Here is a 14,062-nt window from a genome sequence, read left to right as displayed (position 1 = left end):
CTCGTGGGACGGACGCGGGTGCTCCCGATGGCGGATACCCTCGTGGGTCATGCCCACCCTGTCCAGCTCGCCGTCCGAGGCTTCCGCGGCGGCCGGCGCCGAGCCGGCGGACCGGTCCCCGGCGCCACCGAGCGCGTCGTGGACGAGCCGCCTGTTCGCCTGGCTGAACGACGCCCAGGACCCGCTCTGGGAGCGGCCCGGGCCCAGCAGTGCCCAGCAGCGCCGGGACGTCCTCGGCACCGTCGTGTTCATCATGGTGGGCCTCGGCATGACCGTGGCCACCAAGTCGTTCGGCCTGGTGATCGAGGGCGAGGAGTCCTGGCGTGCCTACGTCGCCGTCGCGGCCATGATCGCGCCGCTGGCCATCCGGCGTCGCTACCCGATGGTCGCGCTGGTGATCTCCTCGGCCCTGTTCCTCGGCCTCGCCTACCTCAGCCCCGAGGCGAGCGTCCAGCTCCCGTTCCAGACGGCCTACTTCGCCGCCATCTACGCGGCCGTCGCCTGGGCGCGCGAGCGCCGCTGGCTCTGGATCGCCGTGGCCCTGGTGCTGCTGGAGATGGCAGCCTGGATCATCATCTCGTTCACGATCTCCAACGCCGTCGCGCTGTTCTACGGCACCGATGGCCCCACCGGCCCACTCGACCCGGTCCTCGCCTACGTGCTCTACACGGCGGCCATCAACCTCGCCTACTTCGGAGGGGCCATCCTGGTCGGCCGGAACTCGTGGCGTGGCGCGCTGCAGCGGGCCCGGCTGGCCGACCAGGCGAAGCGGATCCACGCCCAGGCCGACGAGCTCGCGCGCCGGGCCGTGGTGGACGAGCGGCTCCGGATCGCCCGCGAGCTGCACGATGTCGTGGCCCATCACGTCTCGGTGATCGGGGTCCAGGCGGGCGCGGCCCGGCGGGTGCTGAGCCGCGCACCGGAGGCCGCCGAGGGTGCCCTACGCACGATCGAGGGCGCGAGCCGGGACGCCGTCGGGGAGATGCGCGCCCTGCTCGGGGTGCTGCGCAGCGAGACCGACGCCGGCCGCGGCGACGAGTCCCGGGCGCCCGAGCCAGGCCTCGCTGATCTGGACGACCTGGCCGAGCAGCACCGCCGGCAGGGACTCCGGATCACCCTGACCCGGGTGGAGGCCGCCCCGGGCGACCTGGACCGGGTGCCGCCGGCACTCGGCCTGTCCGTGTACCGCTGCGTGCAGGAGTCGCTCACGAACGTGGTCCGCCACTCCACGGCGGGTTCAGCGTCGGTCACCCTCCGCACCGGAACCACCGGTCGCCCTGCCGACGGCGCTGCCACGGACTCCCCCGCCGGCGCCTTCGTGGAGGTCGAGGTCCTCGACGACGGACAACCGCGCGGGGGCACGTCCGGAACCGCCTACGGTCTTCGCGGGGTGTCCGAGCGCGTCTCGCTGCACGGCGGTCAGGCCGAGATCGGCCCTCGCCTGACCGGAACCGGCTGGCGGGTCCGAGCCCGGTTCCACCTCCGCGACACCGACGGCAACACCAACACCGAGAGCGAGCCCCGATGACCATCCGCGTCGCCATCGTCGACGACCAGGCCCTGGTCCGGTCCGGATTCGCCATGGTGCTCTCGATCGAGGACGACATCGAGGTGGTCGGCCAGGCCGCGGACGGCGCCCAGGCAGTCGACCTGCTCACGACCACACCCGCGGACGTGGTCCTGATGGACGTGCAGATGCCCGTGCTCGACGGCATCACGGCCACCGAGCGCATCGTCGCCGCCGGCGGCGCGAAGGTCATCATCCTGACCACGTTCGATCGCGAGGACTACCTGTTCGCGGCGCTGCGCGCGGGCGCGAGCGGCTTCCTGCTCAAGAACGCCGACCCGGACGACCTGGTCGCCGCGATCCGGGCGGTTGCCGACGGTCACGCGCTGCTGTCCCCGGAGGTCACGGTCAAGGTGATCGCACGCCTGGCAGCCGGCGCCGACCCGGTCCCGGACGCCCCCGGCCCGGCCCGCCGGGCGGCCGACGGCACAGCCACCCACCGCGCGGCCGCACCGGGCTCGGACTCGGCGCGTGCCGTCGAGAGCCTGACCGCCCGGGAGCGCGACGTGCTCGCCCTCCTCGCCGAGGGCTACTCGAACGCCGAGATCGCGACCGAGCTGTTCGTCGGCGAGTCCACGGTGAAGACCCACGTCTCCCACGTGCTGGCCAAGGTCGGTGCCCGGGACCGCGTCCAGGCCGTGGTGTTCGCACACCGATCCGGCATCGTCGGTGTCGCCGGCGCCGGCGACTGATCGCAGCGCCGCCCACCGGCGCCCACGTCTCCCCCTTGCGGCGGATCTTCACGGCTCCCCCGTGCGGCCGACGCACCGGGGCACCGGTCCTTCCTAGGCTCGGACCAGGCCGAACGGCAGCGACCAGCGCCGCGGCGAGGACCGGAACAACAGGAGGACCAGCATGAGGCAAGCGGACGCCAGGCTCGAGGTGCGGGAACTGACCCGCCGCTTCGGCGAGAAGGTTGCCGTGGACGACGTGTCGTTCACGGTGGAGCCGGGCCGGATGACCGGGTTCGTCGGCGCCAACGGCGCCGGGAAGACCTCGACCATGCGCATGATCATGGGCGTCCTGGTGATCCACGGCGGCGACGTGCTCTGGGACGGCCGGCCCATCACGGCCGCGGACCGTTCCCGGTTCGGGTACATGCCGGAGGAACGTGGCCTGTACCCGAAACAGGGCATCCTCGACCAGCTCTGCTATCTGGGCCAGCTGCGCGGCATGAGCCGAGGTGACGCCGCCAAGGAGGCCACCCGCCTGCTGGAGCGGTTCGGACTCGCGGACCGCGTCAAGGACAAGCTCGAGTCGCTGTCCCTCGGGAACCAGCAGCGCGTCCAGATCACCGCGTCGCTGCTGCACGGACCGAGCGGTCTGATCCTGGACGAACCGTTCTCCGGCCTCGACCCCGTGGCCGTCGACTCCATGGTGGAGCTGCTCCGCGACCGCCTCCGCCAGGGCGTGCCCGTGCTGTTCTCCAGCCACCAGCTCGACCTCGTCGACCGGCTCTGCGACTCGCTCGTGGTGCTCTCGGACGGCAAGGTCATGGCCGCCGGTGCGGCGGACGAGCTCCGCAACGCCGGTCCGACCCGCTACCGCATCGTCACCACGCCGGACGCCGGGTGGCTCCGCGACGTGCCCGGCGTGAGCGTGCTGGACGTCGACGGCCCCAGCGCCGTCCTCGAGCTGGCCGACGGCGCCCGGGAGCCGCTGCTGAAGCGCGCCGCCGAACGCGGCCTCGCCGAGTTCGCCCCCATCACCCGGTCCCTGTCCGAGATCTACCGCGAGGTGACCCGATGACCACCACCGACTCCTCCCCGCAGACGCCGACGCCGTCCCTGGACGGGCAGAGCCCGCCGTCCCCGGTGCGCAACCCCTGGCTGATCGTCACCATCCGCGAGATCATGGTGAAGCTGGCCGACAAGAGCTTCGTGATCTCCACCATCGTCACCCTCGCGATGATCGCGGCCAGCGTCGTCATCGGCGCCGTGGTCGGCAACCGCACGTCCGACTTCACGGTCGGCACGACCCAGACCGACGCGGCCGTGGTGGCGCAGGCCGGCACGGAGGCCATCACCTCCGCCGGCGACACCCTCGAGGTCACCGAGTTCGACTCCGAGGATGCGCTGCGCGCCGCGGTCCTCGAGGGCGACGTGGATGCGGGGCTGCTCGCCGGCGCGGACGGCTGGGTGCTCCTGGGCGGTTCCGAGGTGGACTCCGCCCTCTCCACCGCGCTCACGGACGCGGTGAGTCAGTCGGTCCTCGCCGCCAATGCGGAGGCGGCCGGGACCACGCTCGGCGAGCTCATGGCCGGGTCGGAGGTCACCACGGAGTTCCTCGACCCGGACGCCGACCGTGGCGCCCTCGCCTTCATCGTGGGCTTCATCTTCGCGTTCCTGTTCTACATGGCCGCGATCATCTTCGGGATGACCATCGCCAACTCGGTGCTCGAGGAGAAGCAGAACCGCGTCGTCGAGATCCTCGCGACCGCCATCCCGATCCGCCAGCTGCTCTACGGCAAGGTCCTCGGCAACTCGCTGCTGGCGTTCGCGCAGATCCTGCTCTACTGCGTGGTCGGCCTGACCGCGGTGAACCTCACCGGCCTAGCGGGCGACATCGGCTGGATCCTCAGCGCATCCGGATGGTTCATCGCCTTCTTCGTGGTCGGGTTCACGGCGCTAGCCGCCGTCTGGGCCGTGCTCGGCTCGCTCGCCAGCCGTAGCGAGGACCTGCAGTCCAACACCGGCCCGATCATCACCGTGATCATGGTCGCCCTGTTCGTCGGACTGTTCGCCGAGGGGATCTGGCTCGACATCGCGAGCTTCGTCCCGGTGGTCTCCTCGGTCGCGATGCCGATCCGGATGCTCGCCGGTGACGTCCCGATCTGGCAGGGCCTGGTCTCCCTGGCCCTCACGGCCGTCGCCGCGTACGGGCTGCTGCGCCTGGGCGAACGGATCTACCAGCGAGCAGTGATGCAGGGCGGCACCGCGCTCTCCTGGCGTCAGGCCCTCAAGCTCCAGGCCTGAGCCCGGAACCAGCCATATACCCCTCGAGGAAATACCCTCGGGGGGTATATGGTTCCACCATCATGGAGCCGCACCCCACGCACGCCACACCCGAGCAACACGCCCCCGATGCTCATGACGAGCACACCGCGCAGGAGGGACACGCCGAGCACGACCACGGCCAGCACGACCCCCACGCGGGCCACGACGCCCACGCGGGCCACGGCGGCCACGAGGGCCACGTCGCCCAGTTCCGACGGTTGTTCTGGATCACACTGATCCTCGCGATCCCGACCGCAGCCTTCAGCGGCATGTTCGCGGACATCCTCGGGTACACCCTGCCCGCCGGCACCGGCTGGGTCTCCCCCGTGCTCGGCACCGTCATCTTCGTCTGGGGTGGGCGCCCGTTCCTGACCGGTGCCGTCGACGAGCTCCGCTCCCGCCGGCCCGGCATGATGCTGCTCATCGGAATGGCGATCACGGTCGCCTTCGTCGCCTCGCTCGGCTCCAGCCTCGGGCTGTTCGCGCATGAGCTGGACTTCTGGTGGGAACTCGCCCTGCTCGTGGTGATCATGCTCCTCGGGCACTGGATCGAGATGCGCTCGCTCGCGCAGACGACGTCGGCGTTGGACTCGCTCGCCGCGCTCCTTCCCGATGAGGCCGAGCGCCTCGACGGCGAGCAGATCACCCTCGTGGCCCCGGCCGACCTCGTGGTGGGCGACGTGATCCTGGTGCGCCCCGGCGGCCGGGTCCCGGCCGACGGGATCGTCATCGACGGCTCCGCCCACGTGGACGAGTCGATGATCACGGGCGAGTCCGCGCCGGTGCGCCGCGGCACCGACGACCGGGTGGTCGCCGGCACCGTGGCCACCGACTCCGCGATCCGGGTGCGGGTGGCTGCCGTCGGTGACGACACGGCCCTCGCCGGGATCGGCCGGCTCGTCGAACAGGCCCGCTCGAGCTCCTCCCGGGCCCAGCGGCTCGCCGACCGGGCCGCGGCGGCGCTGTTCTGGTTCGCGCTCGGTGCCGCAGCGCTGACCCTGATCGCCTGGCTGTTCTGGGGCACCCCGGAGGAAGCCCTGATCCGGGTCATCACGGTGCTGGTGATCGCCTGCCCGCATGCGCTCGGCCTTGCCATCCCGCTGGTGGTCTCGATCTCCACAGAGCGGGCGGCGCGGGCCGGGATCCTCGTCAAGGACCGGATGGCCCTCGAGCGGATGCGGACCGTGGACACGGTGCTGTTCGACAAGACCGGCACCCTGACCAAGGGCGCCCCCGCCCTGCTCGCGGTGACCTCCGCCGTCGGGCAGGACGCCGACGAGGCCCTGCGCTACGCGGCTGCCGCCGAGGCGGCGAGCGAGCACCCGTTGGCCCGCGCGATCGTCGCGGCCGCGGCCGAGCGTGGCCTGGCGGTCGAAGCCGCCACGGACTTCCTTGCGGTGCCCGGTCAGGGCGTCCGGGCCATGGTGCCCGACGACGCGGGGCCGGCCCGCGAGGTCTCGGTGGGCGGTCCCGGGCTGCTCGCCGCGACGGGCCGGGAGCCGCTCGCCGACACCGCCTGGCTCGCCGAGCAGGCGGACGCCGGACGCACGGTCCTGCATGTGCTCGTCGACGGCCGGGTGGTCGCCGCGCTCGCGCTCGCGGACGAGGTCCGGCCGGAGTCCCGCGAGGCGGTCGCGGCGCTGCGCGATCGTGGCGTCGAGGTCGTCATGATCACCGGCGACGCCGAGCCGGTGGCCCGTGCGGTGGCCGCCGACCTCGGCATCACCGAGGTGTTCGCGGGGGTGCACCCCGAGCACAAGAGCGCGAAGGTGCGTCAGCTGCAGGAGCGGGGAGCCAGCGTGGCGATGGTCGGCGACGGCGTGAACGACGCGCCGGCGCTGGCCCAGGCCGACGTCGGCATCGCGATCGGCGCGGGCACGGACGTCGCGATCGCGTCCGCGGGCGTGATCCTCGCCTCCGACGACCCCCGGGCCGTGCTCTCGATCATCGAACTGTCCCGGGCCGCGTACCGCAAGATGAAGCAGAACCTGTGGTGGGCCGCCGGCTACAACCTGATCTCGGTGCCGCTCGCGGCCGGGCTGCTCGCCCCGATCGGGTTCGTCATGCCGATGGCGGTCGGGGCGCTGCTCATGTCCGCCTCGACGGTGGTGGTGGCCCTGAACGCCCAGCTGCTGCGGCGCCTGGACCTGCGGCCGGACCGGCAGGGCTGATCACCCTGCCGGCCGGCGCGTCGGTCAGCCCACGCCGACGGTGACGACCGCCTCACCGGCCCCGTCGGAGTACTCCGACATCATCAGGATGTAGACGCCCGGATCGACGGCCTCCTCGACGAAGGGGTCGTAGGTGTCGCCGCCGACCTGCCCGGCGATGTCCGGCCCCCGGTCGTCGTTGGCGATCCAGCCACCCAGCGGGCTGATCACGGTCATCAGGAGATCCGCGTCGTTGGTGGTCCGGGCGTCGATCGTCATGGTGCCGGCAGCGTCGACCACGACGTAGTTGACCCACACGTTGCCGGCGGTCATCGAGATCGTGACGTCGGTGTTCTGGGGCAGCTCCGGGATCGCGGTGAGATCCTCGGCGAGGACCTGGAACGAGGCCGGCGCACCGGCGAGCTCGGTGATCACGACCGCGTACTGCCCGGCCTCGAGATAGATCGGCAGCAACGGGTTCAGGGAGTTGGGCTGGAGGACGTCGGCGCCCTGCGGGACGTCATCGATGAAGGAGATCGCGTTGAGTCCCTCGTCGTACACCGTCAGCTCCAGGTCCTCGGCACCGTCGGCGAGCCCATGGAGGAGGTAGACGCCCGGCGTGGTGATCGGGAGCAGGGCGCCCCAGCTCCCGTCCGCCGCGAAGGAGCCTGGCAGTGCCGTACCCAGTGTGAGCGTCGCGACCATCTCCGGCATGTCGCCGGTTGGAGCGTCGGTGGGGCCCTCGACGGGTTCGGTCGGTGTGTCCGTGGGGGCGTCGGTCGGAGCGCTGGTCGGCCCGGGTCCTGCGGTCGGCTCCGGATCGTCGGGGTTGAGGGCGCGGAACCCGAAGTAGCCGCCCACCCCGAGCGCGACGACCAGGACCGCGACGATCGCGACGATCAGGCCGGTGTTCTTCCTCTGCGGCCCGCCGCCCTGGCCGTAGCCACCGCCGTAGGCACCCGGGCCACCGGGCTGCCCGTACCCGCCGGCCTGGCCATAACCGGCCGGTGCGCCCGCCTGGACGTGACCACCCGGCGCGCTCGCCTGGCCGTAGCCGCCGGACGGGACGCCGGGAACGGGCGGCACGGCGGGACCGCCGTACGGCCCCGCCTGCGGGTAGCCGACGGGGGCCGGGGCAGCCACACCAGGGGCAGCGGCTGCGACCGCTGGGGCGGGCGTGGTCGGCGCCGGCGTGAACGGGGCGGTCGGCGCTGCCGACGCATCAGCGGCCGGGGCGGCCCCGGCGGGCCGGGGGGCGTAGTTCTCGGTCCAGGCGGCGCCGTCCCAGTATCGGAGACGGTCCTGTCCCTCAGGATCGGGGAACCAGCCAGCAGGTGCACTCATAGAAACCTCCAACGCAGTGGGCCCACGGGGTCCGGTGAGATAGGGCAACGACGGGAGGCCGGGCCGCAGCCGAGGCATCTGGATTCTATGGTTCGCGCGATCACCGCGTCCGGTGATCGAGAGGATTGTTCCCCGCGGTCCGATCCGGCGCGGTGCGGGCGGGTCAGTCCACCGTGACGGCGATACTCGCCTCGGACTCGGCTCCGGTCCAGTCGGAGACCATCACGAGGTACACCCCTGGCTCGACCGGGAACGTGAGATACGGGTCCCACTGATTCCCGCCGTACTGGGCGGCCGACTCGCTGCCCCGGTCGTCCTGGTCCTGATAGGTGCCGTCCGGGGAGATCACGGTCAGGACCGGGTCGGCGTCGGTGGTGGTTCGAACGTCGACGGTGACCATTCCCGTGGCGGACACCGGAACGTAGCCGAGCCAGACGTTGTCCTCGGGAATGGCGATCGAGTGCGTGGCGTCGGGCGGGATCTCGGTGACCACGTCCAGGAGCGCGGCCGTGAAGTCGAAGTCGGTCGCGTAGCCGCCGTACTCCTCGAGTCGGACGGTGTACTCCCCCGGCTCCAGGTACAACCCCAGCAGCGGATCACGGCGGTTGGACACCAGGACGTCGGCGTTGCCGGGCGGGTCGTCGTTGAACGCGATCTGCTGACCGCTCCCGTCCAGCAGGGTGAGCGTCAGGTCGATGCCCTCCTCCGCATGACCGATGAACGCGTACACCCCTGCGGCTGGGATCGTGACGACACCGTCCCAGGTGCCGTCCGCGGGCAGCGTGCCGGCGGTCGTGGCGCCCAGGGTCACCGGCGCCGGGGCGCTCTGCGTGGGCGCGGCGGTCGGCGTGGGTGTCGGCGTCGCCGTCGGCGTCGGCGTGGGTGTCGGGTCCGAGGTCGGCTCGCTGGTGGCGGTCGGGCCGGCCGTCGGGACGGCCGTCAGCGCGCCGTAGGCGAAGAACACGGCGACGCCGATGGCCAGCACCGCGGCCACCGCGACCGCCACGATGACCGGCGTCTGGCTCCGGGACGGAGGCGCGCTGGCCGGGCCGTAGTAGCCGGCGCTGCCGGGTGCACCGGCCTGGGCACCCGTGGCACCGTACCCGCCATACCCGCCGGCTCCGGCTGACCCGCCTGACGCGCCGTAGGCGCTCGTGGTGTCGCCGCTGTAGGCCGTCGGTGCTGCCGCGTAGCCGGACAGTCCGGCGCCGCCCGGTCCTGCGCCATTGTGTCCGTAGGCACCGCTCGCACCGGTCTGCCCGTACCCGCCGGTGGCGAGCCCGTACGGATCCGCCGGCCCGTGACCGGGGGCCACGCTCGCCTGCCCGAACCCGCCGGCAGCAGCACTGGTCTGCCCGTACCCGGCGGGCGCACTCGCCTGCCCGAACCCGCCGGGCTGCGAGCCGTTCGCAGCGACCTGCTCCGACCAGTTGGCACCGTCCCAGTACCGGAGCTGGTCGGCGCCGCTCGGATCGGGGAACCAACCGGCTGGTGTCGTCACGGGGGCCTCACAGGGTCGTCGGGTCCGGGGCACGGATCGGCTCCGGTCGGGGCGAGATCGGCATGATCATATGATCCGCTCCGGGGCCACCGGTGACGTCGTCCACGGGCAGAACTCCCCTGGCGGGCCGACGGGTCAGGTCGTCAGGTGCGCCCGCAGCACGGCGAGGCTCCAGGGCGCCACCGAGTAGCCGGCCACGACGTCGGCCGCGCCGGCGGTGGGTGCACCCGCCTCGTCCAGCCACACGTTGAACTCCGGCTCCGCCCACGCGGCGGTGTCGATGATCCGCCGCCAGCCCCCGCCGTCCGGGTCCTCCGGGACGGCGAAGCCGACCTCGGCCGCCGTCATGTTCACCAGGACCAGGTAGTCGTGCCCGCCCACGCCGGAGCCGTCGATGTGCACCCGCACGGCACGGTCGCCCTCGCCGGGACCGCCGGAACCGTCGGGCCGGGCGAAGAAGTACGAGACGTCGTCGTCATCGTGGTCCAGATCCCCGTAGCGCGCCTGCCGCAGCGCCGGCTCGGCTGCGCGCAGCCGCGCGAGCGCGACCGCGAACCGGAAGTACGGATTGACGTCCGACGGCGTCGCGGCCGCTGCGAAGTTGTCGTGGTAGCCGATCTCGGGTCGGGCCGGGTCGACGGCGACCCGGTGCGGGGCGTTCGTGGCCAGCATCCCGTAGTTGTTCCAGATCCCGATGGAGTTCAGGCTCCACGGGTTGTTGTTCCCGTTCTGGGTGCGTCCGAACTCGTCGCCGGAGACGGCCATCGGCACCCCGCGGGAGAGGAACAGGATCGCCCAGAAGTTGCGCAGGCGGGCGCGGCGCAGGGCATGGTCACCGCCGGAGTCCCACGACTTGTTGTCGTCGCTGCCGCCGTCGGACGGTCCGAACGGCGGCGGCGAGTCGTTCACCTTGGCCGGGTAGCTGACCAGGTCCATCAGGGTGAACCCGTCGTGCGCCGTGATGAAGTTGATCGAGCGCTGCGCGCCGCCCTGGTCGGCGAAGTGGCGGTGGTCGCCGTTGAACGTGCGCATGAACTCGGCGACGTTGCCATCGCCCTTGAGATACCCGCGCATGGCGTCCCGGTAGCGCCCGTTCCACTCACCCCAGCCCGGCGGGAAGTTGCCCACCTCGTAGCCCCACAGGTCCCAGGCCTCCGCGATCACCTCGACGTGCCGGCGCCGGGCGAACTCCGCGATCCGGATCAGCAGCGGGTGCTCGGTGAAGAACCGGCGCTGAGCCTGCCAGTCCTCACGCTCGAAGGCGCTCGGGGTCCGGCCGAGCACGGTGGCGAGGTCGAACCGGAAGCCGTCCACGTCCATCTCGTCGACCCAGTACCGCAACGAGTCCAGGACGAGGGCCTGACTGGCCGGCGAGGAGTGGTTCACCTGGTTCGAGGTGCCGGTCGCGCCGTCGATCAGGCGATGCTCGTCCGTCATCGAGTAGTACTCGGCGGTCGCGAAATGGCCGAGGGAGGTGAACCCGGTGGTGTGCAGGTCGCCGGCCCAGTGCCCGCCCTCACCGGTGTGGTTGTAGACCACGTCGAGGTACACCTCGAGTCCATGGTCGTGGAACGCCCGGACCATCGCCTTGAACTCGTGGGTCGGACCGCCCGGCCGTTGGTCGTGCGCATAGTCCCGGTTCGGCGCGAAGAAGGCGAGCGTCTGGTAGCCCCAGTAGTTCGAGGTGCCTGCGTCACCCGGCACGGCCGTGGTGTCCGACGCGTGCACGGGCAGCAGCTCCACGGTGGTGAATCCGGCAGCGCGCAGGTACGGCGCGAGCAACCCTAGCCCCGCGTAGGTGCCGCGGAGCTCCTCGGGGATGTCCACCACGTCCTCGAACCCGGGCACGCCCGCCAGAGTCGCCCGCAGCGCACCTGCCGAAGGGTGCGCCGTCGCCGTGCGCACATGCGTCTCGCAGATCACGGCGTCCTCGGCGCGGCGCCGGGGTCGCACACCGGTGGGCGTCTGGTCGTGCACGAGGACGGCCTTCGGCGCCCATCGGCCCGAGTCGAGCTCGCGTCGCGGCCTGCCCCGCACGATCTCGCCGCCGGTGCCGAGGACCTCCGCGGCGCCCTGGCGGCCGGCGAGCGCGCGGTGCGACAAGTTGTGGCTGATCTCCCGCGCATACGGGTCGAACACCACCTTGTTCGGATTGAAGCGGTTCCCGACCTCGTCGAAGTCAGCGCTGAATCCGGCGCTGCTGTCCCCGCGGGTCCAGTCCTGCGCCACGTCCCATCCCGGTCCCCAGACGCGGAACGCGTAGAGAGCGCCCGGTTCGATGCCGCCGATCCTGGCCCGCCAGACACCGTCCGCGCAGCGAGCCATCACCGCGTCGGCGGCCGCGTCCGCGCCGACCGCCTCGGGATAGAACTCCAGGAGCACCCGGCTGGCGAGCGGTGCATGGACGGCGAACGAGGCGGTGCCGGTGGCCTCGTCCCACTCGGCCCCGAGCGGCCAGGTGGCCTGCGCCCATCCGGCGGCATCCTCGTTCGTGATCGTCAAACCCATCGGACGTCCCCTCCAGCGACAGCGGCCCCCACGGCCCAGCGTTCCGGCGACGGTATCCAGGCGGGATGAAGTTCGCACGGACAACGCGTGAACCGTGCGCCTACCGGACGTGACATGCGTCTCACGAAATTTAGTTGATGAACCTCAACCATCGACGTATAGTTGCTGTCGATCAACTAATTCTTCGTCGCTTAGGAGCACGCTCGCGTGAGCACCAACACCGCAAGCAGTGCCGGCAGGTCAGCCGACACCGTCACATCCGCACCACCCTCGAACGACTCCCCCACCCGGATGACGCACGCCGAGGTCCTCCAGGCCCTCACCGGGCTGCTGCTCGGCATGTTCGTATCCATGCTCGCCAGCACCGTGGTGGGCACGTCCCTGCCGGTCATCGTCTCCGACCTCGGCGGCTCGCAGACCTCCTACACCTGGGTCATCACCGCCACCCTGCTCGCGACGACGGTCTCGACCCCGATCTGGGGCAAGCTCGCCGACCTGTTCAACCGCAAGTTCCTGCTGCAGCTGGCGCTCATCATCTTCGTGCTGGCCTCGGCCGCCGCGGGCTTCTCCCAGGACACCTCGATGCTGATCTCGTTGCGCGTGGTCCAGGGCCTCGGCGCCGGTGGCCTGGCGGCCCTGACGCAGATCGTCATGGCGGACATCGTCAGCCCGCGTGAGCGCGGCCGGTACATGGGCCTGTTCAGTGGTGTGATGGCCCTCGGCACCGTCGGCGGACCGCTGCTGGGCGGTTTCCTCACGGACACGATCAACTGGCGCTGGAACTTCTTCGTGGGCGTCCCGGTCGCGATCGTCGCGATCGTCATGCTGCAGAAGACCCTGCACCTGCCCACGATCAGGCGGCGCAAGGTCAGCATCGACTACCTCGGGGTGGCCCTGCTCGCCGCGGGCGTCTCGCTCCTGCTCATCTGGGTCAGCCTGGCCGGCACCCAGTTCGAGTGGGCCTCGGCCACCACGGCCTGGATGGTCGGCGGCGCCGTCGTCGCCCTTGTCGCCCTGGTGTTCGTCGAGCTGCGCGCCGAGGAACCGATCATCCCGATGTCCATGTTCAGGAACCGCACGTACCTGTTCGCGGTACTCGGCTCCGTCGCCGTCGGTGTGGCGATGTTCGGCACGTCCGTGTTCCTCGCCCAGTACATGCAGCTCGCTCGCGGGGCCAGCGCCACCGCGTCCGGCCTGATGACGATCCCGATGGCCGCGGGCATGCTGATCCTCTCCGCCGTCGTCGGCGCCGTGATCACCCGAACCGGCATCTGGAAGCGCTACATGGTGCTCGGCTCGATCCTGTTCACAGCGGGCATGCTCCTGCTCAGCACGATCAGCTACGACACCAACTTCGCCCTGGTCTCGATCTACATGTTCATGCTCGGCGCCGGCGTCGGCATGGTCATGCAGAACCTCGTCCTGGTGGTGCAGAACGCGGTGCCGCCGGAGGAGATCGGCGTGGCCAGCTCCGGCGTTGCGTTCTTCCGCAGCCTCGGCGGCACGATCGGCATCGCCGTGCTCGGCACCGTCCTGGCGGACAAGGTCACCGCGCTCCTGGCCGCCCGCCAGACGGAGCTCTTCGGTGCGATCGCGGCCCTCGGCGACGAGGGCACGGCGATCGCCGACGGACTGGCCGCGGGCACCATCCCGGCCGTGCACTCCCTGCCCGAGTCCGTGAAGGTGATCATCGAGTCGGTCTACGGTGAGGCCGTCGCCCACGTGTTCCTCGTCGCCGCGCCCCTCGCGCTGCTGAGCATCGTGGCCGTGGCGCTGTTGCCGAACCTGCCGCTGAGCAACCAGACCCGCCACGAGCGTGAGCTCGACGAGGCCGTCACGGCCGAGGCGGAGCTCGTCGGGGTGGCCGCGGCCGGCGCCGGGGTCGGGATCGTCGGTGACGCTCGCGACGCCGTCCGAACCGAATCCTCGGACGGCGACGGACCCGGAGGCGGCGAGCAGCCCCGCGTGGTCATGCCGGCTCAGTAGGATGCCCACC

General features: G+C 71.5%; 9 protein-coding genes. 6 read left to right on the top strand and 3 right to left on the bottom strand.

Annotated features, from left to right (window positions below; genetic code table 11):
* The first annotated feature begins 49 nt into the window (after nucleotides 1–49).
* From GKS42_RS12145 to GKS42_RS12125, 5 genes are all read left to right on the top strand, one after another.
* Nucleotides 50–1,528 (top strand): sensor histidine kinase, encoded by a 1,479-nt coding sequence (locus GKS42_RS12145; RefSeq protein WP_154794058.1) that lies wholly within the window; start codon nucleotides 50–52, stop codon nucleotides 1,526–1,528.
* Nucleotides 1,525–2,259 carry a response regulator gene (locus tag GKS42_RS12140; RefSeq protein ID WP_154794057.1) on the top strand — a complete coding sequence of 245 codons (735 nt, stop codon included), beginning with the start codon at nucleotides 1,525–1,527 and terminating at the stop codon, nucleotides 2,257–2,259. The genes GKS42_RS12145 and GKS42_RS12140 overlap by 4 nt, the downstream gene beginning before the upstream one ends.
* 163 nt (nucleotides 2,260–2,422) lie before the next feature.
* Entirely contained in the window at nucleotides 2,423–3,316 is an 894-nt protein-coding gene (locus GKS42_RS12135) for an ABC transporter ATP-binding protein (RefSeq protein ID WP_154794056.1), read from the top strand.
* The gene (locus tag GKS42_RS12130) at nucleotides 3,313–4,542 is read left to right on the top strand and encodes an ABC transporter permease (protein ID WP_154794055.1); all 1,230 of its coding nucleotides are present in this window, start codon (nucleotides 3,313–3,315) and stop codon (nucleotides 4,540–4,542) included. Before GKS42_RS12135 ends, GKS42_RS12130 begins: the two co-directional genes overlap by 4 nt.
* Nucleotides 4,543–4,604: 62 nt before the next feature.
* Nucleotides 4,605–6,734 carry a heavy metal translocating P-type ATPase gene (locus GKS42_RS12125; RefSeq protein WP_154794054.1) on the top strand — a complete coding sequence of 710 codons (2,130 nt, stop codon included), beginning with the start codon at nucleotides 4,605–4,607 and terminating at the stop codon, nucleotides 6,732–6,734.
* 24 nt (nucleotides 6,735–6,758) lie between these two features.
* Here GKS42_RS12125 and GKS42_RS12120 read toward each other — a convergent pair whose 3' ends face one another.
* The 3 genes from GKS42_RS12120 to GKS42_RS12110 form a co-directional block, all read right to left on the bottom strand.
* Entirely contained in the window at nucleotides 6,759–8,057 is a 1,299-nt protein-coding gene (locus GKS42_RS12120; RefSeq protein ID WP_168217821.1) for a DUF2510 domain-containing protein, read from the bottom strand.
* A 163-nt stretch (nucleotides 8,058–8,220) separates the two neighbouring features.
* On the bottom strand, nucleotides 8,221–9,558 hold the full coding sequence (locus GKS42_RS12115; protein WP_168217820.1) for a DUF2510 domain-containing protein: 1,338 nt from the start codon (nucleotides 9,556–9,558) through the stop codon (nucleotides 8,221–8,223).
* Nucleotides 9,559–9,693: 135 nt separating this feature from the next.
* Entirely contained in the window at nucleotides 9,694–12,066 is a 2,373-nt protein-coding gene (locus GKS42_RS12110) for an alpha-amylase family glycosyl hydrolase (RefSeq protein ID WP_154794051.1), read from the bottom strand.
* Nucleotides 12,067–12,357: 291 nt separating this feature from the next.
* Between GKS42_RS12110 and GKS42_RS12105 the strand changes: the two genes are divergently transcribed.
* Nucleotides 12,358–14,052, top strand: coding sequence for an MDR family MFS transporter (locus GKS42_RS12105; RefSeq protein WP_154796688.1), 1,695 nt, complete (start codon nucleotides 12,358–12,360; stop codon nucleotides 14,050–14,052).
* Nucleotides 14,053–14,062: the final 10 nt, after the last annotated feature.

This window comes from Occultella kanbiaonis, assembly GCF_009708215.1.
Classification (GTDB): Bacteria; Actinomycetota; Actinomycetes; order Actinomycetales; family Beutenbergiaceae; genus Occultella; species Occultella kanbiaonis.
Note: the sequence above shows the minus strand (reverse complement) of the source record. Positions and strands in the feature narration are given on the sequence as shown.

What these genes read in the sequence shown, in the direction of transcription:
- GKS42_RS12130 (WP_154794055.1), top strand. Translation starts at nt 3,313, where the DNA reads ATGACCACCACCGACTCCTCCCCGCAGACGCCGACGCCGTCCCTGGAC.
- GKS42_RS12145 (WP_154794058.1), top strand. Translation starts at nt 50, where the DNA reads ATGCCCACCCTGTCCAGCTCGCCGTCCGAGGCTTCCGCGGCGGCCGGC.
- GKS42_RS12135 (WP_154794056.1), top strand. Translation starts at nt 2,423, where the DNA reads ATGAGGCAAGCGGACGCCAGGCTCGAGGTGCGGGAACTGACCCGCCGC.
- GKS42_RS12140 (WP_154794057.1), top strand. Translation starts at nt 1,525, where the DNA reads ATGACCATCCGCGTCGCCATCGTCGACGACCAGGCCCTGGTCCGGTCC.
- GKS42_RS12105 (WP_154796688.1), top strand. Translation starts at nt 12,358, where the DNA reads ATGACGCACGCCGAGGTCCTCCAGGCCCTCACCGGGCTGCTGCTCGGC.
- GKS42_RS12120 (WP_168217821.1), bottom strand. Translation starts at nt 8,057, where the DNA reads ATGAGTGCACCTGCTGGCTGGTTCCCCGATCCTGAGGGACAGGACCGT.
- GKS42_RS12110 (WP_154794051.1), bottom strand. Translation starts at nt 12,066, where the DNA reads ATGGGTTTGACGATCACGAACGAGGATGCCGCCGGATGGGCGCAGGCC.
- GKS42_RS12125 (WP_154794054.1), top strand. Translation starts at nt 4,605, where the DNA reads ATGGAGCCGCACCCCACGCACGCCACACCCGAGCAACACGCCCCCGAT.